General features: G+C 42.3%; 34 protein-coding genes. 2 read left to right on the plus strand and 32 right to left on the minus strand.

The genetic code is table 11. From position 1 onward, the window contains the following. Positions 1–47 precede the first annotated feature (47 nt). From FZD51_RS10545 to FZD51_RS10575, 7 genes are all read right to left on the minus strand, one after another. On the minus strand, positions 48–731 hold the full coding sequence (locus FZD51_RS10545) for a response regulator transcription factor (protein ID WP_148974733.1): 684 nt from the start codon (positions 729–731) through the stop codon (positions 48–50). Then, complete coding sequence (locus tag FZD51_RS10550; RefSeq protein WP_148974734.1) at positions 732–1,817, minus strand: sensor histidine kinase; 1,086 nt, start codon at positions 1,815–1,817, stop codon at positions 732–734. A gap of 86 nt (positions 1,818–1,903) precedes the next feature. Next, the gene (locus tag FZD51_RS10555; RefSeq protein ID WP_148974735.1) at positions 1,904–2,104 is read right to left on the minus strand and encodes a DUF5957 family protein; all 201 of its coding nucleotides are present in this window, start codon (positions 2,102–2,104) and stop codon (positions 1,904–1,906) included. Further along, complete coding sequence (locus tag FZD51_RS10560; protein ID WP_262380859.1) at positions 2,101–2,520, minus strand: DUF6220 domain-containing protein; 420 nt, start codon at positions 2,518–2,520, stop codon at positions 2,101–2,103. The genes FZD51_RS10555 and FZD51_RS10560 overlap by 4 nt, the downstream gene beginning before the upstream one ends. Positions 2,521–2,579: 59 nt before the next feature. Further along, on the minus strand, positions 2,580–3,146 hold the full coding sequence (locus FZD51_RS10565) for a DUF2691 family protein (protein ID WP_187445706.1): 567 nt from the start codon (positions 3,144–3,146) through the stop codon (positions 2,580–2,582). 10 nt (positions 3,147–3,156) lie between these two features. Then, the gene (locus FZD51_RS10570; RefSeq protein WP_262380860.1) at positions 3,157–4,026 is read right to left on the minus strand and encodes an alpha/beta fold hydrolase; all 870 of its coding nucleotides are present in this window, start codon (positions 4,024–4,026) and stop codon (positions 3,157–3,159) included. 148 nt (positions 4,027–4,174) lie between these two features. Next, positions 4,175–4,975, minus strand: a complete 801-nt coding sequence (locus FZD51_RS10575; protein ID WP_148974739.1) for a phosphotransferase — start codon at positions 4,973–4,975, stop codon at positions 4,175–4,177. A gap of 311 nt (positions 4,976–5,286) precedes the next feature. Between FZD51_RS10575 and FZD51_RS10580 the strand changes: the two genes are divergently transcribed. Beyond that, positions 5,287–5,826 (plus strand): DUF6241 domain-containing protein, encoded by a 540-nt coding sequence (locus FZD51_RS10580; RefSeq protein WP_148974740.1) that lies wholly within the window; start codon positions 5,287–5,289, stop codon positions 5,824–5,826. 95 nt (positions 5,827–5,921) lie between these two features. On the opposite strand, the gene FZD51_RS10585 is transcribed toward FZD51_RS10580, so the two are convergent. Further along, a complete protein-coding gene (locus FZD51_RS10585) occupies positions 5,922–6,950 on the minus strand; it encodes an STAS domain-containing protein (protein WP_148974741.1) in 1,029 nt (342 codons plus the stop codon). A gap of 436 nt (positions 6,951–7,386) precedes the next feature. Next, a complete protein-coding gene (gene desA, locus FZD51_RS10590; protein ID WP_148974742.1) occupies positions 7,387–8,415 on the minus strand; it encodes a Delta(5) desaturase DesA in 1,029 nt (342 codons plus the stop codon). 473 nt (positions 8,416–8,888) lie between these two features. Here desA and FZD51_RS10595 point away from each other — a divergent pair, with 473 nt between their 5' ends. Beyond that, positions 8,889–9,089: a cold-shock protein gene (locus tag FZD51_RS10595; RefSeq protein ID WP_009791915.1), complete on the plus strand. Its 201-nt coding sequence runs from the start codon at positions 8,889–8,891 to the stop codon at positions 9,087–9,089. 62 nt (positions 9,090–9,151) lie between these two features. Here the strand turns inward: FZD51_RS10595 and FZD51_RS10600 are convergent, their stop codons facing one another. The 23 genes from FZD51_RS10600 to FZD51_RS10710 form a co-directional block, all read right to left on the minus strand. Continuing rightward, on the minus strand, positions 9,152–9,619 hold the full coding sequence (locus FZD51_RS10600) for a hypothetical protein (protein ID WP_148974743.1): 468 nt from the start codon (positions 9,617–9,619) through the stop codon (positions 9,152–9,154). Between the two features lie 103 nt (positions 9,620–9,722). Next, positions 9,723–10,154, minus strand: a complete 432-nt coding sequence (locus FZD51_RS10605; protein WP_148974869.1) for a terpene synthase — start codon at positions 10,152–10,154, stop codon at positions 9,723–9,725. A 35-nt stretch (positions 10,155–10,189) separates the two neighbouring features. Continuing rightward, complete coding sequence (locus FZD51_RS10610) at positions 10,190–10,657, minus strand: hypothetical protein (protein ID WP_148974744.1); 468 nt, start codon at positions 10,655–10,657, stop codon at positions 10,190–10,192. A 19-nt stretch (positions 10,658–10,676) separates the two neighbouring features. Next, entirely contained in the window at positions 10,677–10,946 is a 270-nt protein-coding gene (locus FZD51_RS10615; RefSeq protein ID WP_148974745.1) for a hypothetical protein, read from the minus strand. Between the two features lie 162 nt (positions 10,947–11,108). Then, entirely contained in the window at positions 11,109–11,573 is a 465-nt protein-coding gene (locus FZD51_RS10620) for an SRPBCC family protein (RefSeq protein WP_148974746.1), read from the minus strand. Positions 11,574–11,687: 114 nt separating this feature from the next. Next, positions 11,688–12,071, minus strand: a complete 384-nt coding sequence (locus FZD51_RS10625) for a hypothetical protein (RefSeq protein WP_262380861.1) — start codon at positions 12,069–12,071, stop codon at positions 11,688–11,690. A 12-nt stretch (positions 12,072–12,083) separates the two neighbouring features. After that, positions 12,084–12,392 carry a hypothetical protein gene (locus tag FZD51_RS10630; protein WP_148974747.1) on the minus strand — a complete coding sequence of 103 codons (309 nt, stop codon included), beginning with the start codon at positions 12,390–12,392 and terminating at the stop codon, positions 12,084–12,086. Between the two features lie 98 nt (positions 12,393–12,490). Then, positions 12,491–12,739 (minus strand): hypothetical protein, encoded by a 249-nt coding sequence (locus FZD51_RS10635; RefSeq protein WP_101551505.1) that lies wholly within the window; start codon positions 12,737–12,739, stop codon positions 12,491–12,493. Positions 12,740–12,778: 39 nt separating this feature from the next. Next, entirely contained in the window at positions 12,779–13,018 is a 240-nt protein-coding gene (locus FZD51_RS10640; RefSeq protein ID WP_148974748.1) for a hypothetical protein, read from the minus strand. Between the two features lie 80 nt (positions 13,019–13,098). Further along, complete coding sequence (locus FZD51_RS10645; RefSeq protein ID WP_148974749.1) at positions 13,099–13,959, minus strand: phosphotransferase; 861 nt, start codon at positions 13,957–13,959, stop codon at positions 13,099–13,101. Positions 13,960–13,998: 39 nt separating this feature from the next. Continuing rightward, on the minus strand, positions 13,999–14,358 hold the full coding sequence (locus FZD51_RS10650) for an NIPSNAP family protein (RefSeq protein ID WP_148974750.1): 360 nt from the start codon (positions 14,356–14,358) through the stop codon (positions 13,999–14,001). Next, positions 14,355–14,816 (minus strand): NUDIX hydrolase, encoded by a 462-nt coding sequence (locus FZD51_RS10655; protein ID WP_148974751.1) that lies wholly within the window; start codon positions 14,814–14,816, stop codon positions 14,355–14,357. Before FZD51_RS10655 ends, FZD51_RS10650 begins: the two co-directional genes overlap by 4 nt. Before the next feature lie 43 nt (positions 14,817–14,859). After that, positions 14,860–15,402, minus strand: a complete 543-nt coding sequence (locus FZD51_RS10660; protein ID WP_148974752.1) for a hypothetical protein — start codon at positions 15,400–15,402, stop codon at positions 14,860–14,862. A gap of 33 nt (positions 15,403–15,435) precedes the next feature. Beyond that, positions 15,436–15,864 (minus strand): hypothetical protein, encoded by a 429-nt coding sequence (locus FZD51_RS10665; protein WP_262380880.1) that lies wholly within the window; start codon positions 15,862–15,864, stop codon positions 15,436–15,438. Positions 15,865–15,891: 27 nt separating this feature from the next. Continuing rightward, positions 15,892–16,320 carry an NUDIX hydrolase gene (locus FZD51_RS10670; protein ID WP_148974753.1) on the minus strand — a complete coding sequence of 143 codons (429 nt, stop codon included), beginning with the start codon at positions 16,318–16,320 and terminating at the stop codon, positions 15,892–15,894. Next, on the minus strand, positions 16,307–16,492 hold the full coding sequence (locus FZD51_RS10675; protein WP_101551493.1) for a serine kinase: 186 nt from the start codon (positions 16,490–16,492) through the stop codon (positions 16,307–16,309). The genes FZD51_RS10670 and FZD51_RS10675 overlap by 14 nt, the downstream gene beginning before the upstream one ends. A gap of 152 nt (positions 16,493–16,644) precedes the next feature. Further along, positions 16,645–17,040: a hypothetical protein gene (locus tag FZD51_RS10680; protein WP_262380863.1), complete on the minus strand. Its 396-nt coding sequence runs from the start codon at positions 17,038–17,040 to the stop codon at positions 16,645–16,647. Positions 17,041–17,198: 158 nt separating this feature from the next. Then, complete coding sequence (hprK, locus tag FZD51_RS10685; protein ID WP_148974755.1) at positions 17,199–18,116, minus strand: HPr(Ser) kinase/phosphatase; 918 nt, start codon at positions 18,114–18,116, stop codon at positions 17,199–17,201. A 106-nt stretch (positions 18,117–18,222) separates the two neighbouring features. Beyond that, entirely contained in the window at positions 18,223–19,833 is a 1,611-nt protein-coding gene (locus FZD51_RS10690) for an FMN-binding glutamate synthase family protein (RefSeq protein ID WP_148974756.1), read from the minus strand. A 35-nt stretch (positions 19,834–19,868) separates the two neighbouring features. Continuing rightward, positions 19,869–20,504: an NAD(P)H-binding protein gene (locus FZD51_RS10695; protein WP_148974757.1), complete on the minus strand. Its 636-nt coding sequence runs from the start codon at positions 20,502–20,504 to the stop codon at positions 19,869–19,871. Positions 20,505–20,677: 173 nt separating this feature from the next. Then, entirely contained in the window at positions 20,678–21,601 is a 924-nt protein-coding gene (locus FZD51_RS10700; protein ID WP_148974758.1) for a stage II sporulation protein P, read from the minus strand. Beyond that, positions 21,591–22,130, minus strand: coding sequence for an RNA polymerase sigma factor (locus FZD51_RS10705; RefSeq protein ID WP_148974759.1), 540 nt, complete (start codon positions 22,128–22,130; stop codon positions 21,591–21,593). The genes FZD51_RS10700 and FZD51_RS10705 overlap by 11 nt, the downstream gene beginning before the upstream one ends. Before the next feature lie 163 nt (positions 22,131–22,293). Continuing rightward, a complete protein-coding gene (locus FZD51_RS10710; protein WP_148974760.1) occupies positions 22,294–23,076 on the minus strand; it encodes an SMI1/KNR4 family protein in 783 nt (260 codons plus the stop codon). Between the last annotated feature and the right edge of the window lie 130 nt (positions 23,077–23,206).

Here is a 23,206-nt window from a genome sequence, read left to right on the forward strand (position 1 = left end):
ACCCTTAAGCGCAAAAAAAGGTGCCCTGTCATTTTCTCCCCAAACCCTCATTTAAACCTATACCCCACTCCCCATATCGTTTCAATATACTCCGGATTCGATGGATCTTTTTCAATCTTCTCGCGTATTTTCCTAATATGAACGGTGACGGTCGTGATATCTCCCAGGGAATCATAACCCCAAATCCGCTCAAACAGATGCTCCTTCGAGAAAACTCTGTCCGGGTTTGAAGCAAGGAACCACAGCAGATCGAATTCCTTTGCCGTGAACACCTTCTCTTCTCCATCTGCATACACCCGCCGTGAATCGGCATCCATCACCAGCCCTCTCTTCCGTACTTCCCGCTTCTCCGGCTGGCTGCCAATCAGCCGGTCATATCTGGCTGTATGCGCCTTAATCCTGGCAACAAGCTCATTCGGATTGAATGGCTTCACAATATAATCATCCGCGCCCCGGTCAAAGCCCCTGATTTTATCAATATCTTCCTTGCGCGCTGTCACCATCAGGATCGGAATGTCCAGGAATTCTCTCATTTCCCTGCATAGCTGGAAGCCATCAATCCCCGGAAGCATTAAATCCAGCAGGATCAGGCTGTATTCATTTGTCTTAGCCAGCCTCAGCCCTTCCTCGCCATTGGAAGCAATATCGCTGTCAAAGCCGCTCACTTCCAAATAATCCCGCTCCAGCTCGGCAATATCCGTCTCATCTTCTATAATCAGTATCCTTTTCATTTACTTCACCTTTTTCAATGTAAAATGAATGCTTGTTCCTTTCCCCGGCTCACTGGCTGCCCAAATCCTCCCGCCATGCCCCTCAATGATTTTCCTGGCAATTGAAAGGCCGAGTCCGGTGCCGCCTGTCGCCGAATTGCGGGATGCATCAGTACGGTAGAAGCTGTCAAATATGCGGGGAAGATCCTCTTTACCGATACCTGCCCCGTTATCCTTAATTTCAACCTCTAGATCTTCCACCCTTGAAGTCAGCCTGATCTGAATCCTTTTAGAGGTTTTGTCCATGTATTTCAGGCTGTTTTGCGTAATGTTCATAACAGCCCTGTTCAGCTTTTCCCGGTCTGCTTCAGCAATAAAGCCCCGCTCTCCTTCTAAAATCAGCTCTGCACGCCCATTTTCCTTTTCCAACTTATATGACAGCTCCTCAATATAATCGGCAAAAAAGGAATCAAGCATCACTTTTTCAAAATGGAAGGGCATCTGCTCAAGGTCCAGCTTGGAATATAAAAACAGCTCATCAATCAAGGCGTCCATTTCATTGGCATTCTTGCTGATTTTGCTCATATACCGCTCCAGCTTTTCGGGAGTTCCTGCTATTCCGTCCTGAATCCCGCTCACATAGCCTTTGATTGAGGTTAAAGGCGTTTTCAGATCATGAGAAATGCTGGCGATGAGTTCCTGCCGGTTTCTTTCATACTGCTTCTGCATGCGCTCAGCTTCCTTCAGCTTCAGCCTCATGTCTTCAAATGTATTGGACAGCTGCCCCAGTTCATCCCGGCTGCCGGATTTCACGCTGTATTCAAGATTTCCTTCACTGATTTTTCCGGCCGCCTCAGACAGCTCCCGGATCGGCACAAGAATGCTCTTTGATACAAAGTAAGTCAGTATTGCATTAGTCAGCACGAGGATCACGATCACTGCCGCAAACCTGGCAGTCAGGAACAGCTGAAGATCCCGCCCCTCAGGCTTCCCGTTGAAGAGATAGAAAAATAAGTACCCGGCAATAACCTCCACCGCCAGCAAGCTGAGCACCGGAATCAGAATCATCCCGATATTAGACAAGATCAGCCTTTTCCTTATCGACATAGGTTCACCCGCTCTCCTGCTCCAGTTTATCCTAATTTCCACATATATAGCGGCCGGCTGTCAAGATTCCCCTGACAGCCCTTCTATTATTGTTTATTCTTCAAGCTTCTGCGGTCCATCACAGGTACAAGCACTGCACAGATGGCTGCCGTAAAGTATGGGAGATATTTAATCCCATACGGCTGGCTGAACAAGCCCATGCTGATGATCCCGATTACACTTGACAAGGCAATCCCAAGAATAAATCCGCCCACAATGCCAAGCAGTATAGCTGCAAAACCTCTCATTCTTCAAACCCCTCCCTTTTACGATTCGGAAATAACAATCCCCAGGCACTCTTTACTATAAGCAGCGACTGAATTAAAATAATCACCGCAATAACCGGATGCAGCGCCCCTGCCCATGGCAGCGTACCCGTTATATTCGCTGTAAAATACATCAAAAAAATCGACAGCATTACACCCAGCACCTGTCCCAGAATAGACCGGGGCAGCCCGCCAATAAAGGCGGCAATAAGCATCAAGAGCGGAAGCGAGAACCCGAACAGATGGACAAATCCAACATGCCTCACCCAGCTGACTGGATTCACAAACACCGCCACCCCAGCAATATAAAGCTGCGTCAGAACACACACCGGAAACAATATCGAAAACACCACAAAAGCCATTCCCCCGGCACGAAACCTTAAAGAACTCTCTTTCATAACAAATCCTCCTTCAATTGACTCTGTGAACATCTTACAGAGAATTTCTAAACCGGGGCTTATGGAATTCTTAAATAAATCTTAAATGAGCCAAGGGGACAGGTCCCTTGGCTCAAAAAAAGCTGGATACCATCCTCTTTCAAGGCAGGCATCCAGCTTCTTATCACCAAACAGTAAAGCTCACTTCTATCATTCTCATCCGTAATATATTCCGCATTCGAGAAACGCTCCCTGCAAAAGCGGTACAGCGTTTCTGTCCTCTCTCTATCCTTGCAATAAACCGCCACATCTGAGCAGTCCACTATCAAGATCGCCATCTGGCAATCGCTTTTCAAAAAGTCTTTGTATGTCTTAATATCGCCCGCAGCCTTTCCAGGCGGAAAAGCCTTTAAGTCGGCAAAAATGAGATAGCATGAGTTCGGATGAAGATATGCCATCAAATCCCCGCCTGCCATGATCATTTTATTTTCCGGGAAAAGCTTTCTTCCCAGCTCTCCGTTTTCTATAAAATAAGCTTCCTCATCAGCGATACTCCAGTCAAAGCTGGAAGCTTCCAGTGACAGCAGAATCTCAAAAAGAAACCAGCCATACTCATTGGTAATTTCAAAGGTAACCCCTCTTTTCATTTGACTCCTCCTAATAATAAGCGCCCATAAACGCTGCAATATCCTCATTGATCTTTATCAAATATTCATCAGAAGGAAAATGTCCCATTTCATATGCCTTAAAGTCGGTTAGATTTGGGATGATTTTTTTTGCTGCCGGGTTAAGACTCTGCTCAGGAAAGAAGACGTCTTTTTTTCCCGCTATAACCAGTGTCGGCGCCTGGTATCCCGCCAGCTCATGACGGTCTGTTATCTTCGGCATATCCTGTTCAAGCTTCACATATTTGAATACATGTCCAATTATCTCTTTATCCTGCACTTTCATAGAACCGCCGGACATCACTCCTGTAAGTTTATCCAGCTGATTTTCCGAAGAAAAGGCCTTATAAGCGACCATCGGCAGTAGAATATCCTTAATCATCCTGGCCTTGGACCCAAGGCCGATTCCTGCCGGAGACACCAGCACTGCACAGTCAATCAGGTCGGGCATATAGGCTGCAATCCTCATGATGATTCCTCCGCCATAAGAAGGGCCGACAAAAGCGCAGCTGCTGATCTGGAGGTGATCCATCAGCTCTTTTACCCATTTCGGAAAACTATCATCCTGAGCGGAAATCCTTGTTTCTGCGCTGAAACCCGGGTGTCCGATGGTATCAGGGGCATAAATCCGATAGCTGTCCGCTAATGAGGAGAACCACGACAGTGTCATCGGATTGATGCAATTGCCTCCCTGAAAAATAAATACAGGCTTCGCCTCCTTTGGCCCTGCAGCGAGGACATGTGTCCTTCCATAGCTGGTTTCCACATATACCCTTTCCACATTAAAACTCAAAGTGCCTATATACGCTTCATAATCCTTCTCCAGCGTGCGTTTGCCATGTTTATGTTTATAGATGGTCATTTGGCATCTCCCCAGCATTTTTATATCCGCCTTTACAGTGAATATACGCGCGAAAGAAGTGGTAAGTTTCATTTCAATGAAAGCAGTGACAGCGCTTTTTAAATAATCGTTAAAAAAGCGCTAAACCACCAGGCTTAGCGCTTTTCATTCACAATATCCACTCTTCACCATATTCACGGATGAATTGAAGTTCCTTCTGATAATGCTCAAGATGCCCTTCATCAATCATTTTTTGGAACGCCTTGTCTCCCTCTTCAGCTTTCCTTCTTATGGTTTTGCATAACCCTTCTACCCGGAGCAGCACCATCTCTAGAAAACCATGTTCCAATCCAGCCATATCATAAGATTGAAAAAATAATGCAACCCTCTGTTTTATGCGTTCGGCATCCTTTGACCGGTCATAATAGACTGCCTCACCTGTTTCCGTATGGTACAGTCTGCTTAAAGGAACACAAGTGTAAAGAGCATAGGCGATATCCCAAAGCCTCGGGCCGGGAGCAGCAACGTCAAAATCAATAATCCCTGCCGGCTTTTCGCCGCTAAAAATAATGTTATAGACGGCAAAATCATTATGGCATACCACCTCAAACGGCTGAGGGGTGTTATCAATCGGCTGCCAGCTCTCATCGATTGGAAAGTCGCTCACAGCATCATGATAGAGCCGGAGCATTCCGGCAATCCCTTTTAAAGCATCATTAGACCACATATACTTTCTTAAAGGATAATTGCCGGCTTCTCCTTCAATAAAGGTTAGGATCTCTCTATTTTTTTCATCAATGCCTAAAAACCTCGGTGCGCAGTTGAATCCTTTATTTTCTAAATGCTGCAATAACTTATGAATGTTTTTACTATCAGGCTTAGTTTCGCGCCGAACTGTATCTCCAGAACGATAAACGTTCGAGACATTTCCTCCTGTAAGCAGCTCTTCGTTTTTGTCCTGACTCTTCATGAAGATTCCTCCTGGTCAGGGACGCTATGATTATGCCAATAGAGATGCAACTTCACCCGCAGTATCTGCCTGGCAATGGAAATTTATATGGCCGCATCATGTATCCCTTGAATGATTTTTAGATCGGCAAATAAACGTATCCTTAAAAGGACCGCCAACTGCCTCTATCCAATGCTATAAATCAATTCAAGATATTCCACATGTGCAGTATAGATTCCCCTTTCTATGCATCTCTCAATTTTAATAATACCAAATATTAGCATTCCAGTGAAACCCGAGTGGTATAATGGAGAAAAGGAGAGGAGCATCTCATGAAAAAAATAATCTTCATATTGGCAGCCATCGCCTTGCTCCTGGTTCTTTTTATCACAGTCAATTTCATGAAAACAGCCAATGACACAGATCAGAATGATAGCATAGAACAAACTCAGCCAGAGTCCGGTCCCGCTGAAGAAGCCTGGGATCCTGACGCAGCGCCTGAACAGGTTGCCAAAGTGGAAGGGGCAACAGCAGCATTCCCGGCTGACCAAAGCTCTGCTGAAAAAGAAGTCATGGATACCATGCACTTTATGACGCATCAAAAAGTCATAGCTGAGAAAAAGGCCGGTGCTGTCGAGATGAGCAAAGAAAATGTTGAAAAACTCTTTAGCATCCTGCAATCGAGTGATTTTGAAAGAAAAGAAAGGCTGCTGGAAATAGCAGCGAAGTGGAGAGGCGAAGAGTTTACTGGCATCATAGAGGATCATAATTATTTTTGGGAGCTGGAAGGCGGCCAGGTTGGCAAGGCTTACAGGGTGCTGAAGCCGTCTGATGAGGAGAAATTTATTGAGAATAACTTTAGGGATTCATGATCTGCTTCTTGCCATTCGGACGTGTTTTAGTATAGGGTTCCTGAGGGGCTTGTTTTATAAAACTTCAGCTTCAAAACCGAAAAAAAGAAGGCACTTCACGCCTTCTTTTCTTTAATCTCATAACCGTTCTGCTCAATGGCATATTCTACTCCGTGCTGTAAGGTAGAGAAGGTTTGTACTTTGCTGAATTGAATGTTTGATTGTGATATTTGAATGGCCTGGTCCGATGAAATACCGACAATAAAACATTCTCCGCCTATCAAGCGGATAGAAAGAATCAGTTTTTGGATACCTTCTATCGTGTAGTTGTCCAGCCCTTTCACACCTGTCAGATCAATTAACAGGTAATTGGCTTTCAGCCTGGAAAATTCAAGCAGTGAACGTTCGATAAAATTGGATAAGCGTTCATCGTTGAAATTGCCAATAAGCGGAACAACAACAATCCCTTTCAATACCGGAATAATAGGGGTGGATAATTCATTTACAAGGGTGGAGAGTTCTTCGGTTCTCTCTTTTACTTTTTGCTCCAGCTCCATGATATGTTCTGTCTCTTTTTGTCTTGCCAGTTCGAAAATATTTTCTGTAGGTGACACATCTGAAGGAAAGATTTCAATTTCGTCATATTCGCTTCCATCCAGCTGGCTTTTGTTGATTTTGTACCAGACTTTTTGTTCAAATAGGCCTGTAAAGACTCCTGCCCAGTGGCTCGGCAATAATACGCCAGCCTTTTCCTTGTCTGTATTATTAAAAATCCTGTGCTCCCAGCTGTTGGTCAGCTGAACGGTTGCTCTCTTTTCCTCAAAGTTAAAGTCGGCAATTTTGACATTGCCCCAGCCGGCATTTCTGTAAATATCGCCATATTCTTCAAGAAGCTGTTCGAGGTCCCTTCGGCCGGTATAATAAGACGTTACCAGATGGCCCATTCGATATCCCGTCGCTTCATAAACCGTTTTAGATACATCTTCTCCGGAAACTTCTTCAATTGTTTTCAAAAATAATTCTATTGCTGAATCCCAAAACAAAAGTGCCGGTGCTCCATCAAAGGTAAAGAGCCCGCTTTGGGGATCCCACACAAACTCATTACTGTTTACCTTAACCGTTACTTTCTCCTTCTCCAACGCCATAAAGGTCACTCCCCGCTATTTTTGCGCCTGTTTATATTAATAGATGGACTGCTTTTTGACCAATACATTCATCATCCATATATAGTCCTGATATTAGTTGACTTCACTTAAGGAGTGGATTGGCACAGATTCATCCTCACAAGTATACAAAACGTAATGGGCCAGGTCAAAAGACCTCCATAACACTCCCTTTGTCTTTACAAAAGTCACTATTCTTAAACTTAGTTGTTTTCCAATAAAAATTAATACACATATCACCCTGCTTACAGTGAACTATCATGATAAGAAAAGAACTGCTTTCTTTTTTCAAAGAGAAAGTATTAAGATGCAGAAAGATATTTTTTCACGGCAAAAAAGTGCTGACTGCGCAAATCCATTGCACAATCAGCACCTTTCTGAGGTATATAACTTTCTTATCATCATTTAAGGCGCTGATTTAATCAGATTCCAGCTGTGCCGATCTTTGGTTTTTAGCAGCTTTCCCCAAGTGGCTGAACCCTACAAATTTCTTCCCATCTTCATCCCAAAGACGGAACTTTAGGGACTGAAGACTGGTTGCCAGTGTAATGGTCGGAACGTTTTGCAATGGTTCCGTGTTTTTATGCACTTCTTCAAGCTTATAGTTTGGGACTCTTGGGCTCAGGTGGTGGACATGATGGAAACCGATATTGCCTGTCAGCCACTGCATGACTTTTGGAAGCTTGTAAAACGAGCTTCCTTCAACGGCTGCTTTTACATATTCCCAATGCTCATTTTCTTCAAAATAAGAATCCTCAAACGTGTGCTGGATATAAAACAGCCATACTCCGAGAGTACCCGAAATCATGAAAGTCGGCACCTGAACGAGCAGGAAGTTCTGCCAGCCGATAGCCCAGCATACAAGTCCCGCCACAGCCGCGATTCCCAGGTTCGTAATATACGTATTCATCCGTTCTTTGCGCTTTGCCCCTTTGCGGTTGAAACGATTGGTAATGCCAAAAACGTAAATCGGGCCGAGGATGAACATAACAAATGGATTTCTGTACAAACGGTATAAGATTTTGGTTTTAGTTGAAGCTTCCATATATTCCTCAACGGTCAGTACCCAAATATCGCCTGTACCGCGCTTGTCCAGATTGCTGCTGGTGGCATGATGGACAGAGTGTTCGTGCGCCCACTGATCGAAAGGGTGCAGCGTCAGAATCCCCGTTATCGTGCCAAGGATCCGATTCGCCTTCCTGTTCTTGAAAAAGGAATAGTGGCAGCAGTCATGAAAGATAATGAAGATTCTCACTAAAAAGCCTGCAGCAGCCACAGAAATCGCTAATGTAAGGAAATAAGAGACCGGTATGCTCTTATAAGCCAGGTACCACAACAGGAAGAATGGCACCAATGTGTTAATAATCTGCCAGATACTTTTTTGTAAATCGGACTTTTCATAAGGAGTAACCATTTTTCTCAAAGCCCTTGGGTTTTGTTCGTTCATTTTTAAAAGTTTCTCCTTCACTCAATTAGTTAATTTAAGTATAGAAAACGTTTTATCTTTGCGGTAGTCCCAGCTGTCATATACCATACATGATAAGTGTCATGGTTTTTCTCATTTTCCTTAAAAAAATCACTGGCAGCCGCCCTAATAACCACGTAAAAAAGTATACCCCGCTCTTTTTTGAACAAAACTCTCTTTCCGCTCTTTTATAAAAATCGTCAATCAAGGCTTGAACCAGTTTATTTTCGCAAGTATTGAAACTATGGCAAGAGATCGGTTTATCGATTACCATGGACATTAACAAATATTGCCATAATAAAACAAGAATATAATTTGCAATTTTTTCCGATTGCTGTTATGATGAAAAAGAATTATTTTTGTTCGGTATAAGTTAATTAATGACTTTTCGTCTATATAAATACTTTGAGCAGGGATAGTAATACATTGTGCGGCAGCACTAGGAGGCAACAAAAATGGAACAAGGTACAGTTAAATGGTTTAATGCAGAAAAAGGTTTTGGCTTCATCGAACGCGAAGGTGGAGACGATGTATTCGTACACTTCTCAGCTATTCAAAGCGAAGGATTCAAATCTTTAGACGAAGGTCAAAAAGTAACTTTTGACGTTGAGCAAGGTGCTCGCGGACCTCAGGCAGCTAACGTTCAAAAAGCTTAATCTTCTGATCATACAGACAGGCCCTATATAAATAGGGCCTGTTTTTTTCTGTATAATGAAAATTATTCAGTGTTAGAAAGAACCTTATGGAAAGTACGGAGTAATTTGATTTCCTTTTCAGATTTGCCTGACTCAGGACAGAGTGAAAGGAAGCGTGCATTAACAGCGTAAATAACTGTATCTGCTGATTTTACATCCTTACTATTATTCACTATGACGTTCTCATATGGCAAAAATATTCTTATCACATGGGTATACCCTGCTGGACCCGGATTAGATTTAACCTCCCTGATCCATATGCGGACTTTTTCGCGTTCAGGCCCTATCCATTCTACAGAATCTGCCTTGTATTTCTTGTGATACAATCTGGAAATATCCTGATCCAGCCATACTCGCAAAGACTCATAAATAAAGGTTTTCGCAGCCTGATCTTTTACCTCCGCTTCTTCTCCCGTTTCTAAGATTTCAGAAGCAGATACATGTCCAGTTAATAAGACAAAACCAATGACTAGCAGCATTACTTTTTTCAAAATCATCACTTCCCAATATGCAGTTATGCATTATTCTCCTTAAGATGAAGGTTTCCATACCATGCAAATATTGGGTTAACAAAGACTGCAGGCCGTCTGCATATCAATCTTGCGATAAATATATCCAATTTCTCTCATCAAAATCCTGAATCACAAAATTCGACCCTATTTTTTGCAGCATCTTATTGAAAGATTCTATAGTATCTTCCTCTTCATACAAGTCCTTTTGAACATATTCCTGAATGATGAAATTCGTCAAATGGGTGTTGTTCACAAACTCCGAAAAGAATGTTCTTAATGTGATCGAATCGGCTTGGCTTAATTTTTTATCGCTAATCAATGCAATCCTGAAAACATTTAAAATCTCATTAATATCCTCTTCGTCCATAAAGCATAAAGGATCCAATTTTTTGTCTTCTTCTGTAAAAGGATTCCGAGTATCCTCAATGATGCTATACGCTAAAACTCTTCCGTCCCGTATTACTTGGAAAATCTCCAGATCACGCAATTTTAAGATTCTGGCAAGTGATATCATCATTTCCTCCTGACCAAATGTATATTTGGTGTTCCCTATGCTTTCACTTTTCTAATTATTATATTGGCACAATGGATGATTATCTTTGTCTGTGAAAACAGAAAAATCTCATGCTTCAGCTTCTTTTTGCTCAGCGGAGTGATTTCAACATATCCCCAATCATCGAGGCCATTTCTGCCGCCAAATGCAATCTCTTTTGAATTGTTGCCATAAACATTTCGCGTGATATCATAGTCCATGAAAAACTTGCGGACATTCTGCCACTGAATTTCATAGGTACCTGCTGTCTCATCATACTGCTTAATAACCATCAGGATTGCGGTCGGATCCTTTGTTATTCCATTCTCTTTATTCAAAACCGTCAGCGAAACAACCTTTCCATCATGGAAAGAGTGGTTTTTCAGGAAATTGGCTGTTTCTTTATTAAACCTGGGCAATAGCTTCTGTAATTCTTTTCTATATACCAGTATATCCCAATGGTCGTCATCAATAAAATATTTCATTTCTTCATCCTTTATTCTATTAAAAGTTTTTTATAACAGAAAAGAAAATCAACACGTAACCTATATTTGCTGCTATGGCCAGCAAAGATTTTATGATCGGTTCTTTTAACACTAAAGCCCCGATTCCTAAAAGAACCCCTGTAAATGACAGAAACATCGGCAACACCAGATTGCTTAAAGTTAACAGCATGGTAAATAATCCGCCCCAGTCTCCTATGAGGAAAAATAGTATATTTGAGATTAGATTGATAGCGACGCATATAAGTGACATCCTGGTTAATTCAGCCATACTTCACCTGCTTTCTGTCCTCCCATTCGCACACCCTTCAGCCGGTATATCCACTTCAGGGAATGCTTCCGGCTTTCCCTTATGAAATTTCGGAAAGCTGCCAGATTTAATCATTGTTTTGGACAAAAGAAAAGCATCTAACATTCATGATTAGATACTCTTTTACCTCCTGTCATATTCAACCTGGTATACATACTCAATGAATCTCTTAAATTGGTCATCATATATAAATTTAAAGGACCATTTCATCCATTTTGCTGCTGTTTTATAGAACCAATTAGAAGGCACTAAGGTTACTCTTACAGTAAATAAGGTCCCCTCAGAATATTCTTTCAAAGTATACTCTGTCTTACTTATGCCTTCTTTAGTTTCAGTTTCAACAACGGCATGATATGGCGGATTATATTTTGAATATATGCCATTTAGCTCATAAACTTTCTTGTCTATTTTTTGCCTCGTAATAAAAGCAGAACCTTCTTTCAGGTCACTTTCACTGCCTTCATAAATATTCTCTATCAGCTGCGTATTCCATCTTAAAACATGCTTATCCTGATTCAAACATTCAAATACTAAATTAATATCAGCTTCTATTTCATTTTCAAATGTGTAGCACTCGATTTCGCTCAAGTTTTTTCTCCTGACAACATATTAAATACCTCTTAGCATTATAACATATTTCACATTTTTCCCAGTCTATTATCTATATTTATCCATTTTTACCAGCTGATAACTGGGAAAGACTCATCCCTCGACGATTGCAAGATACTTCAAACTCTCTCCCCCGGTCTCTACAATTAAAATCCCGCTTTTATTAGTCTTGAAAATCTTGGCACCGACAGGAAGCTTATTCGACATAGCATCTTCAAAATCTGTATCGTTCTCATTCCTGGATTGTATTTCACCAATTTGAGCGTCCTTTTTTAATGACAATTCTTCGACCCAATCTATATTCGTTTGGTAGATGACACCATCATACTGAAAAATATCAGCATCCGGATCCAGCCTTAAAACTTCTTCTGCATTAATGGCGTCAATGGAAACTGCCGTGCTTTCGCCTTCATTAGAGCAACCCGCAGATGTGAAAATCATTATACCAATTAAGAAATACAATAGATATCGGCACAACCCGCTTCCCTCCTACTCCGACATTCCAACAAAATAATCCCTTATATCTGCCGGAAGCTCTTCGACAGCAAGGACTTTAAACTTCGTTGTTCCTGGTGAAGTTTTGATAATATAAGATCTATCATCATACTCAAACAATGTGAATTGGCCTATGCTATTGGCGCTATGATCTGGGCTGTTTATATAATCAAAGTCCTTTTTCTTAAAATGCTCCTCGTATCCTTTTAAGCTCAGCTTTTGTGCCTCTTCAAAATCGGCTGCAAAAGAAAGATCCTGGTATAATTCAATTGAATTTTTCGGCGTATGAAAATAATAGATCATTCCCCCCTCAATCATGAATGCCATTATGAAGAGAACAATACGGTATCTTATTATGCTTTTTTGCGGGGTATCCATCCTGCCATTTCCCTCCCTCCTTGTCAGTCACCTTTCTTGAAAAAAAACAAATGGTAAATGACAATCAAGATGCCTGCTGCTATTAACGCAATACTTAGAACATAGGGAACCCAGCCTGCTATGTCAGTAAGCACTGATGCCAGTTTTCCCGGCGGATTGCTCCAGCCGGTCAGATGGGGCATATATGCAGCAATTGCCAGATGCATGAAGCCGAATAAAACGATTCCTGAGAAAAACAATATATACCCAAATGTGAGTAGTCTCTGCTCCACCGCTTACCCTCCAGGTTAGAAAAAAATATTACTTACATCTCAAAAACCATTCGATCTTCTCTCGAAATACGTCCATATCAAATAAATCAGAACCGACAATCCAATGATGATAAAGCCCGCATTGGAGATAAATTGAAAATCCCATTCTTTTACTATCTTTTTATCTGCTCCATAATAATTCAGCAAAACATAATTTGAGTCCTCATAGTCCAGGAAAAAGTATGATAGGATGCCGCCAAGCAGGATTCCGCCGGTCAAAGACAAAAAGAATTTTTTCAATGGGCCTGCCTCCTTATCATCTTGGTTAACGCCCGCTGGATTATAAATTCTATTTTCCCCCGGATCTGCCACAAAACAAATCAGGAAGAAACCAAGGACTTCCAATAATCCCAGGCTCTAAGATATTCAGCTAAATCCTGAGGATGAACCCTGACACAAATGCCAAGGCGCGTGTATAATTGCACCACCACTTCGTCTATGAGCTGCAATTTTCCCATTGAGACATGCTCCAGCAGCGAGAATGAAGTAAGCAATGTTTCTACATTTAAATCATCAGGAGATGAACAGAAGGCATAGGTAAAGTCATAAATGACCGGCCCTATAATCGGGGAAGGGTCGATGACTCCGGTCAGAACTCTGTGATTAAAAACAAAATTGTGGACTCCTGTGTCTCCGTGAAGCAGGTACTTTTTTTCTTCCCCGGACCTGCTTATCCGCTCGACAATTGATTTTACTTTAAAATAATCTTCCTCCGGCAGCAAATCCCCTAAATCTCTATATGCGAGTCCTACACTAATCTTATTAAACTCATGCCATGATTTTCTTGGCTGATCCAGCCTGCCCCATGCTTCTTCAGGATGGCATTCTTCGTAATGATTTAATACTTCCTTCACCAGGGTCCTCATCCAGTCTTCCTTCAAGCCGCGATTATAATGCGTCGTTCCCGTTATAAAAGAATAGACTATAAACTCCTTTTGAGGATCTGTATAGAGCCATTCTGGCAGGAGGCTGACATTCCGGCGGCTCTGAAGAAACCGTTCCACGTATTCAATTTCCTGCGGCCGGTCATACTTTATCACATACTTCGGCATAGTATTTTCAGACAAAGTATACACAAGTCCTTCAGTTGTCCCTTTCAGCATGTTGATATCTGGTTCGTTTAAATCAATGATCCTCTTGTCCTGTAAATCCCTAATAACATTTTCTATTTTTGATTTCACTGCCTTTTTCTCCTCGCAACTTGGAAATGATCTTTATTACTAGCATGAAAGAATCGTATTTCCTTCAGGTACCGTAGTCTCCAAAAAGTCCTCATCCACCTTAAAAAATATCCTGCCCAGATTCTCCCTACCGCCCATTTTCTCAAACCAATCCTGCACACGCTGGACGTGCTCTTTATCATGTCTCACTTTGTTTTCAATATTTTCATATGCTTCACGGCTGTCATACTGCCATATCGCAAAGATTTCGACTGCCCCTTCTGCAGGCTGTCCCATCCATCTCCCGACCAGCCTTGACCCGTATTTCAGCTGGGCCGGCAGCAGCGTCTGATTAAAATGAAGATTGAAATCTTCTACAATGCTTTCATCCACTTTATAGCTTTTTCTGCGGTAAATCATCTGCTTTCCCCCTTACTTAAACTATGTATTTTCAATGCTTCCTTCACTGCCCATCCCTGGTGTTCATGAAAAAGACCTGCTTCAGCTTCCAAAGGATCCAGCCATATCAGCGTATGGTCCTCTTCCAGCGGCAGGCTTATTTGCCTGACGATTTCACATAAGTAGAAGTACCCTTCGCTCAAATAGTATTTGTATTCATTGGCAGAGAAAAAATACCTTCGTGCATGCCCCAGAAAAGGACCGAGTTGTATCTCGGTCCCCATTTCTTCGAGAGCCTCTCTTTTCATGCATTGTTCATGCGTCTCCCCGGCCTCAATTCCTCCGCCGGGAAGAAAAAACTTTCCATCACCCGTCTGTATGACAGCCACTTTCCCATTCTCCGGATGAAAAAACAGTCCGTAGACAGCCGGCCTGCTGGTATATTCTATTTTCTCGATTTTTTCTCCAAAAGTAATCATCTTGAATGATGCCAGCCTCCTATTTGAATAAAGGGACCGGTCTTTAAGATAACTTGTTCTTAAAAACCACTTCACCTTCTGCATTGTAAGCAATATATTCAGCATCATAGATTTCATCGCTATCTGTTCTGAATAGTCCAAACTTTTCATCCGCAGCTTTAGTAAGAAGCTTGAAGCTGTGAAGGGTTTTCTTTCCCTTTACTATTTCAACACGGTCTATCTCTTTATCAAATACCCGAAGAATCACAGCGTTGAATTCTTCTTCACCTGTGAAAGGCGAATTGAAGAAGGCAAGGTGAATCGGGTCATGTATTCCTTCCGGTGTAAAGGCAAACTCTTTTTTGGCCTCCCAAGAAAATAACGACCTCTCTAAATACAATTCCCTTTCCTCACCTGCTGCAGTGTGCAGGAAAGCAACGGATAGATGGTTATCAATCATTTCGATATGGTCTATACTGACTCCGTTTGTTTTTTTCGCAATCTCATTAGCAATTTGTGCCTCGCTCCCCTGTGCAGGCAGAAGCCAAATGAACGAGAAAACCGCCGCAATGGCCATTCCGATGAAAAATCGTTTTTTTACAGACATTAATCCGAACCTTCCTTTTACAAATTTAAAAGTCTACTGCTTTTCCCTGTGCAATTCAAAAGTCTCCTCGGCATCATCCCATTTTACATAAACTTTGATAATTTCATCCTCATTCACTGTGCCGCTATTCTCCGAAGATCCACTGCTTTTAAAAACCTTCTTCGTCGGCGGTGCATCAAATTTTGTTGCGCCGCTTCCGCTCCCTGCTGAAGTTTCATAAGTGTACTCAAGGTTTTTCAGGGATGAAAGCTCTTCTAAAGGCCCTTTATACTCTAAAAAGAATTCATCGTTATTTTCGTTAGAGTATGTGCGTCTTCCATTTTTCTCGTCCCACACCTCTGTACCTTTAAAAACGTATTCCGCTTCCCAATGGCCGCTTTCCCCGACAAATCGATAGTCATAAGTGTTCACTTCTTTCGAACAGGCAGCTAAGAACATCAAGGCAAAAAATAAAAAGAGCATCTTTTTCAACCTTACTCCCCCTGTCTATTACATCAGCGCTAATAGTTCCTCAGGGACCAGCCTTAATCCCTTATCCCGAAACTCATTGATGGGCTTCCACATTAACTTGAACTCTTCCCCATTATCCTCAAGACCCATAAAAGATGGTTTTTGATAGAAGGAAGGATCAACAAACTCCCCATCATAGACAAAAACGAACTCATGTCGGGGAATCCCATTGTAGGTAAAGATATTTTCAAGGGTGCCTAAATGAATGAGATTCCTAACGTTTGCCCCAATTTCCTCGAACACTTCTCTTTCCAGCGCTTCAGTGCTTTTTTCGCCAAACTCAATCCCCCCGCCAATCGGACGGTAGAAATAGTCCTGCTTAACTTTGTCGAACCCCTCAGCCACAAGTATCGAGTCATCTCTTCTGAACACACAGATCGCAATGGCCCGAATATTATTTCTTATCATCCTGTCCCTCCAGCTTCGCCTTTCTTTTCCATATATAAAAGACAGCAAATAAATTAATGGCCACACCCATTGCGTGCATGATAAAATTGCCGGTGCTGCCTAAACGATCTACGGTGATGCTTATTAAAAAACTCCCGATCATTAATAACGGAACAGCTAAAAAGAATCTCAAATCAAATTCCCTCCGGAGCAATGCTTTCTGACGAGCTCATGCTGAAAAACTTGCCTTAAGACTGAACATCAGCAGGCTTAATCAGTTATCGGCTGGTTCAATATTTACCAGCTTTGTATTTTCGATAAGTTCTTTTGAATATGATGTTATTTCTATGGTCTTTCAATCGTGATAACATCCTCAGCAGGCGTCAGATATTCCTCTTCCCCGATCGAAAAATCAGCCCCCTGCCTTTCCGCTTCAGCATACTGCACCACTTCACCTTCGTTCATGAAGACCAGCAGATAAATATCTTCTCTAAAGTTAATGCTGCTGGGATCGTTAAAAGAGACACCTAACTGTTCCTCTATATGCTCTTGAGGGCTGTACGGCGTAAATAAAAAGGCCTTTTCCCAATCGAAATCCGTCAATGAGTCGAGAGTTATCTCATTGCTATCTTTATCTTTCACAATATCAGAAATAGACTTTTCTAAATCTGTATTATGCTGAACACCACTGCAGCCTGCTAATAACAGCAGGATGAGTATGAATGCCGCTGCTCTTTTCAAAAGTATCCCTTCCCTCTGCAAACAGCCGGAATTTCCAAATAATTCATCTTTATTATAGACGAAACAAAAGCTGTAATGTTTCATTTTCTCCCTCTCTAATTCTGCAGCGGAAAGAAGAGTACAAAAAAAAGAGCCCCGCAAGGCCCTTCATTAATCAGTTAAAATTCACTATCCAGCCTGCTCATAAAATCCGATGCGGCGCTGTATCCCTGCTGCCGCAAATACCAGTTGTTCGCAGCCGCCTCAATCAACCCGGCCACGTCACGGCCTGGCTGAAGCTGGATTTCCATTGATGGCACTTTAACGCCCAGATATTCCGTGAAATCAGGCTGATGCTCTAAATCATTGTTCAGCGAATTCTTTTCCCATTTCGTTAATTGGATATCCAGCGAAATCCGTGTTTCATTCTGGAATGCCTTCAGTCCGTATGAGCGCACAACATTGATCAAACCTACACTCCGGAGGGCCAGAAACTCTTTTGTTTTTTCATCGTGCGTCCCTAAAAGGGTTTGCGGGCTGAGCTTTTTCAGCACGACAATATCATCTGCCACAAGCCTGTGTCCCCGGCCAATCAGCGTATGAGCTGTTTCACTCTTCCCCACTCCCGAATTCCCCCGCAGCAGGATCCCCATTCCATACACATTCACACAAACTCCGTGAACATAGGTTTCCTCTGCCAGCTCTTTGACCAGATAAGCATCTAATTGAGATATATAATCTGAAGTCGTTTCAGGAATTTCAGTTGTCAGGAGCGGAATGCCGTACTCATTGCAATAATGCTTTAAATATGTCAGCCCCTTATCACCTGTTGTTACAATAAAGCATGGCGGATGATAGTTGACGATATTGCCAATCCGTATTTTCCGTTCCTCTTCTGTCTGCTTATGTAAAAAGTTGATCTCTTTCCTTCCAAGAATCTGAATCCGGTCTGTTGGGAAAAAATCAAAATGCCCCACAAATTCCAAGCCCGGCCTGTGCACCCTGGACTGAGTGATAGGCTTATCCAAACTATCCTTCCCAGCCAGCACCTTCAACGAAAACTTCTCAACCAAATCACTAACCTTAACGCTCTTCACTCTCCAAATCACCGCCAATAACGTATATAACTAAATATTATATCAAAAATGAGCCAGGGGGACAGACCCTCTGGCTCGTTTGAGCCAAGGGGTCTGTCCCCCTGGCTCACTCTTGTTCCTTCTCCTGTATCTCATCTACCTTTTTCGGTGTAAGGATCATATCCTGGAGAGCTGAAACTCTTCCCCATTCGTCTTTATAGACGAGATGCTTCCGTTCGAATTTTGTCGGAGTATCGAGGCCTGCAGCTGCAGCCAGATTGAACAGCCCTTCACGGAGTGAAACCACATAATTGGCGACCCGGTATTGTTTTTCCTCAATGACAAGTCCGTCCTGGAGCTTCGGGTCGGTTGTGGCGACACCGGCAGGGCAGTGGTTGGTATGGCATTTCTCCGCCATGATGCAGCCGACGCTGATCATGAATCCGCGGGCGATGTTGACGAGATCTGCCCCCATGGCAAGAGCAATCGCAACTTTATCCGGGGTAATCAGTTTGCCTGATGCGATCAGTTTCACCCTGTCGCGGACTTTATATTTAACCAGCATTTCATCAACAGCCGGCAGCGCAGATCCAATAGGCAGCCCCACTGCATCGGCAAGCTCCTGATAGGTGGCGCCTGTCCCGCCTTCGCCGCCATCGACAGTGATAAAGTCAGGGCCCATTCCTGTATCCTTCATCACCTGGGCCATTTCCTCAAGAGAATCCAAATCACCGACCACGATCTTGATGCCAACCGGCTTGCCGCCTTTATCCCGCATCTTTTCTACAAACTGAAACAGCTCATCATAATTGTTAAATTCATAGAATCGGTTGGGGCTGTTGATGGTCTGCCAAGGCTCAACAAGGCGGATTTGGGCAATTTCCTCATTTACCTTCTCCCCTTCAATATGGCCGCCGCGGATTTTTGCCCCCTGTGCAAGCTTAATTTCGAATGCCTTCACTTGCTCAATTTTGCTCTTTTTCTCAAATTCATCCCATGAAAATTCCCCGCCCGGAGTCCGGACGCCGAACAGGCCGGGACCGATCTGCATCATGATGTCCGGGTTTCCGATTAAATGATATTTTGATAAACCGCCTTCCCCGGTATTCATCCATGTTCCGCCGGCAAGGCCCAGCCCTTTTGACAAAGCCGTGATCGCCCGGTCGCCGAGCGCTCCATAGCTCATCGCAGACTGCCCGACAAGCCCTTTCAGCTTGAACGGCTGCCGGCATGTATGCTCGCCAAGGATGACTGCATCTTCGTCTGTTAGAAAATAGGGATCTGTCTGGCTTTCCTCCCGGTGTTCCTTCCTTGTCATGAGGCCTTCTTCATCCACTTTATAAACCTTTGTATTGATCTTCTGGCTATTATCGATCCTCAATTCTTCCCGCTGCTTCGGGAACATGCTGTTGCGGATATAATAACCGCTTTTCGAAAAATCACGCTCTGAACCGAAGCCGATCAGACGCTCCTTATACTTCCCGGCCTTGACGATATCCTCGAACTCTTTCCGGGAAAAAGGCGTTCCTTCATTATTGCTTTCGAATAAGTATTGCCTGAGCTCGGGACCGATCTTCTCTGTCATATACCTGACCCTGCCTAGGAGCGGGAAATTCCTCAGGATGGAATGCTGCTGCTGCGTGTCATCCTTCCGGTAAAAATAAGTCGCAGCTGCCGCAGCCCCTAATGCCGCAGTCCCCTTCAGAAGGCCTGGGAGGTATTTTTTCATATTGGACATCTTATCACCCTTTTCATGAAATAGTTAAGTATCAATCAATTCCTTATTTGCTGCAAGGCCTCGCGGATCGGCATTTCTCCTGAAGACACTTCAATGGTTCTGTTATAAGCCTCCTCCAGTTCCAGCGCCTCGACCAGTACAGTCGCGATATCCTCTTTCGGAATTTCACTTTCCTTACTTTCAAGAGAAAGTGATGCTTCCACCCTCCCTTTCCCAGGCTTGTCTACAGGCTTGCCTGTCCGTAATATGGTATAAGTTAATTCTGCATTTCTTAAAAGCTCCTCAGGCTGATTTTTCGCTCCGTCCGTTCCTGAACCGCCTTTGTCCGTCTCATTCGCACGCATCGCACTCATCAGCAGAAAGCGCTTTACTCCCTGATCCTTTGCAGCCTGCACCGAATCAATGACCGACTGATGATCAATCAGGATCGGCTTGCTTTCTCCTGTCCGCGCACTGGCATCGCCCACATAAATGACCGCATCACAAGCTGAAAAGGCCTGGGCATAATCATCATTTTCCAGCACAAAAACATCCTTTGCTCCCAGCCTTCCCATATCCTCCACCTTACTCTTTGTCCCAACCAATGCCACCGCCTCATGCTGCTTGTCCGAAAGCTGCTTGATTACATGCTCCCCCGTCAAGTCTTCCGTTCCAATCACAAGGACTCTCATAGAATGCCTCCCCGCTTTAGTTAATCTTTATTATTTACCACACTATTTCCAGGGAAAACCAAAAAGGATTTGTGCCAGGGGGACAGACCCCATGGCCCAGTTTTGAAAAAGAGCCAAGGGACCTGTCCCCTTGGCTCTTCAATATAAACAACTCAACTAAATAACACGATCGTTTACCCCTTTTCTTGTTCGTTCCAGTCGGCAAGGATCTCACTGATGACTTCTGAAAGGACATCAACAGTTCGATACTCTTCTTCCAAAGTATTTTCCTTCCCTCCAACTTCTAACAGCACAGAGTTACCAAACAGATCTTGATTATAAGAATTTTGAGTAGGGGTATCCTTAGTAAAAACTCCCCTGGATAAGTTGGGGTATCTTTCCTCAGTATATTCATGCAGCAGTTGGGCAAATTTAAAATTCACTTCGGATTTAGCACTGGATTTCGACACTATAAATGCAATTCTCGGATAGTCCTTTCCATCTATGCTAATCGTTGACTGGTTTCTCTTTAATGAATCCCTGTGTATATCAAGGACCATTTTCAGCTTTTTATTATGTGATAAGGCATTCTCGAGTGGTACTCTGGAAACTTTATATGCGTCGCTATACGAGAGTCTTTTTTCTTCTAATTCCGCCTTAATATCCGTGCTATCGTGAATAGAATGAATTCCATAATTTTTTAGTGCTTGACTAAGTCGCTCACCAACCAATGAAATATTTCTTTCCTCGTGAAACAAATCATCTGAGTGATTAGTTGAAGTTTCTGACATAAAAGATTCTTGATTGTGTGAATGGTAGATGTATACTAAAGGATCCTGGTTTTTTATAGCTGCTGTTGAAGCTGAATGTTCATTTTGAGGAGTGGAAAATGTGTTATTTAAGGTATCTTTTCCATCATAAAGGAAGAACCATGAGAGAGCCAATGTACACAGCGCAATACTGGCTGAGGCAAACGTAAATTGTTTGAGCCTGCTTCTTCTGTTTATCTGCCTGGCCGATTTTCTGAGTTTATCAGCTGTATCTAAGACAAACTCCTCTCTTGGGTTGATTGGGTATGTTTCCTTTATTAAGTCGAACAAGTCTTTATCAGTTTGCATTCCCGATGACCTCCTCTATATCCCACTCAAGCTTCATTCTAAGTATTTTTAAAGCCCTGTGATAATCTACTTTGACCTTTGACTCGCTGCATTGAAGGATCTCGGATGTTTCCCTGATTGAAAATTCATTTATGCCTCTTAGAATCACTACAGTCCTATACTTGGGTTTCAGCTCAGATATAGCACCATGAACAATCCTTTTCATTTCATTTTCCTCCATTAATTCTCCGGGTTCTTTTTCAGCCGAGATAATATGTTTAAAGAAGCCGTCGGTAAAAAGGGAAGAAAATCTCCTTTTTCTATAACTGTCAATGGCAACATGCTTTGCAATGGAGAAAATCCAAGTTCTTTGATGGTCAATATTTTTGCCTCTGGTCAAGTTATTCAGTATGCGTAAAAAAACTTCTTGAGTTAAGTCCTCGGCATCATTCTGGTTACCAGTAAAGCAAATAAGAAAACGATATACATCCAAATAATGGCTCTTGTAGATCTGATCGATTCTCTCCTCTAACCTTTCATTGCCAGCCAAATGGTTCCCCCCTTGTTTAGTCTTCAAATATTAATCGTTTGAGCTGCAAGAAAGGTTACAATTATTTTTAGACAAAGGATACCTGCTCTTTTTATAAAATAAAAAAGCCGCCAGTTTTGGCAGCGATTTGGAATTTAAGCTCCCGGTAGCTGAAGATGTCATCTCAGGTTTCACTGAAATACATATCGGCATAATAATCAATTTCCTTGTCCTTCCGTATAATTGATATCATTTCTTCAACCACTACAGAAGAAAGTATTCCTTCTTCATTGAAATGATGAGCAAAATTGACTGCTAACTGTTTGATATCAATAACAGGATTTTGAAGGAGAACAATCAAGCTTTGTTCAATCAAATGTTCATTTCCCTTAGTATTTTCATAAAGATAGTTCAAAGCGAGGGTAATCTCTTGCTCGTTAGTCGTTGATAAGGCTGTGTTGAGTTCATCAGGGGTCCAATGTCTTTCCTCTTGTTCAAGATAAATATCTTCAAGTTCTGCTTTTTCTACGTATAATCCATTTAAGAATATGTCAAAATTAGGAGCTAATTCAATAATCTGTTCAGATTCCATATCAATGTATATAACCGGAGGCTCTACTTTTGTATTTCTGTAATCTAATGCTACCCACGAATGCCCACTTCCTGAGACTAAAACAATATTTTTCGGCAAACCCCATTCTTTTATTAAGTATTCACTTTCTAATATACCTTTTTCTTCACCTATACCTAAAATGTGATCAATATTAATATGATCATCAGCCCAAGATGTTGGGACATTAGAAGGGAACGAATTATAGTTGATATATCCACCATTCTGGATCTTAAGAAGATAAATATAGGATTTAGGCAACTTCACTTTAAGTTTTTTTTCTGCTCTTTCTACTTCTTTATCTTTTAAAGGTTCCAATTTATAGTATTCATCATCTTCTTGCCATATCTTTTTCACAGCGGCATTCTCTCCCAAAAAACTCTTTTATTAGTTAGAACTTCAAAATAATTATTTGGCAATTTCTATTAAGCTTAAATGCTCCTTTATCCACAAAAGGAAGCTGACTGGATGAATTAAAGACTTTCCA

It is taken from the genome of Bacillus infantis (assembly GCF_008180445.1).
Taxonomy (GTDB): domain Bacteria; phylum Bacillota; class Bacilli; order Bacillales; family Cytobacillaceae; genus Bacillus_AB; species Bacillus_AB infantis_B.

Bases quoted from the DNA above. Each gene is read 5' to 3' on its own strand.
- FZD51_RS10545 (WP_148974733.1), bottom strand. From the start codon at position 731: ATGAAAAGGATACTGATTATAGAAGATGAGACGGATATTGCCGAGCTG.
- FZD51_RS10550 (WP_148974734.1), bottom strand. From the start codon at position 1,817: ATGTCGATAAGGAAAAGGCTGATCTTGTCTAATATCGGGATGATTCTG.
- FZD51_RS10555 (WP_148974735.1), bottom strand. From the start codon at position 2,104: ATGAGAGGTTTTGCAGCTATACTGCTTGGCATTGTGGGCGGATTTATT.
- FZD51_RS10560 (WP_262380859.1), bottom strand. From the start codon at position 2,520: ATGAAAGAGAGTTCTTTAAGGTTTCGTGCCGGGGGAATGGCTTTTGTG.
- FZD51_RS10565 (WP_187445706.1), bottom strand. From the start codon at position 3,146: ATGAAAAGAGGGGTTACCTTTGAAATTACCAATGAGTATGGCTGGTTT.
- FZD51_RS10570 (WP_262380860.1), bottom strand. From the start codon at position 4,026: ATGACCATCTATAAACATAAACATGGCAAACGCACGCTGGAGAAGGAT.
- FZD51_RS10575 (WP_148974739.1), bottom strand. From the start codon at position 4,975: ATGAAGAGTCAGGACAAAAACGAAGAGCTGCTTACAGGAGGAAATGTC.
- FZD51_RS10580 (WP_148974740.1), top strand. From the start codon at position 5,287: ATGAAAAAAATAATCTTCATATTGGCAGCCATCGCCTTGCTCCTGGTT.
- FZD51_RS10585 (WP_148974741.1), bottom strand. From the start codon at position 6,950: ATGGCGTTGGAGAAGGAGAAAGTAACGGTTAAGGTAAACAGTAATGAG.
- desA (WP_148974742.1), bottom strand. From the start codon at position 8,415: ATGAACGAACAAAACCCAAGGGCTTTGAGAAAAATGGTTACTCCTTAT.
- FZD51_RS10595 (WP_009791915.1), top strand. From the start codon at position 8,889: ATGGAACAAGGTACAGTTAAATGGTTTAATGCAGAAAAAGGTTTTGGC.
- FZD51_RS10605 (WP_148974869.1), bottom strand. From the start codon at position 10,154: ATGATATCACTTGCCAGAATCTTAAAATTGCGTGATCTGGAGATTTTC.
- FZD51_RS10610 (WP_148974744.1), bottom strand. From the start codon at position 10,657: ATGAAATATTTTATTGATGACGACCATTGGGATATACTGGTATATAGA.
- FZD51_RS10615 (WP_148974745.1), bottom strand. From the start codon at position 10,946: ATGGCTGAATTAACCAGGATGTCACTTATATGCGTCGCTATCAATCTA.
- FZD51_RS10630 (WP_148974747.1), bottom strand. From the start codon at position 12,392: ATGATCTATTATTTTCATACGCCGAAAAATTCAATTGAATTATACCAG.
- FZD51_RS10650 (WP_148974750.1), bottom strand. From the start codon at position 14,358: ATGATTTACCGCAGAAAAAGCTATAAAGTGGATGAAAGCATTGTAGAA.
- FZD51_RS10655 (WP_148974751.1), bottom strand. From the start codon at position 14,816: ATGATTACTTTTGGAGAAAAAATCGAGAAAATAGAATATACCAGCAGG.
- FZD51_RS10660 (WP_148974752.1), bottom strand. From the start codon at position 15,402: ATGTCTGTAAAAAAACGATTTTTCATCGGAATGGCCATTGCGGCGGTT.
- FZD51_RS10665 (WP_262380880.1), bottom strand. From the start codon at position 15,864: ATGCTCTTTTTATTTTTTGCCTTGATGTTCTTAGCTGCCTGTTCGAAA.
- FZD51_RS10670 (WP_148974753.1), bottom strand. From the start codon at position 16,320: ATGATAAGAAATAATATTCGGGCCATTGCGATCTGTGTGTTCAGAAGA.
- FZD51_RS10690 (WP_148974756.1), bottom strand. From the start codon at position 19,833: ATGTCCAATATGAAAAAATACCTCCCAGGCCTTCTGAAGGGGACTGCG.
- FZD51_RS10695 (WP_148974757.1), bottom strand. From the start codon at position 20,504: ATGAGAGTCCTTGTGATTGGAACGGAAGACTTGACGGGGGAGCATGTA.
- FZD51_RS10700 (WP_148974758.1), bottom strand. From the start codon at position 21,601: ATGCAAACTGATAAAGACTTGTTCGACTTAATAAAGGAAACATACCCA.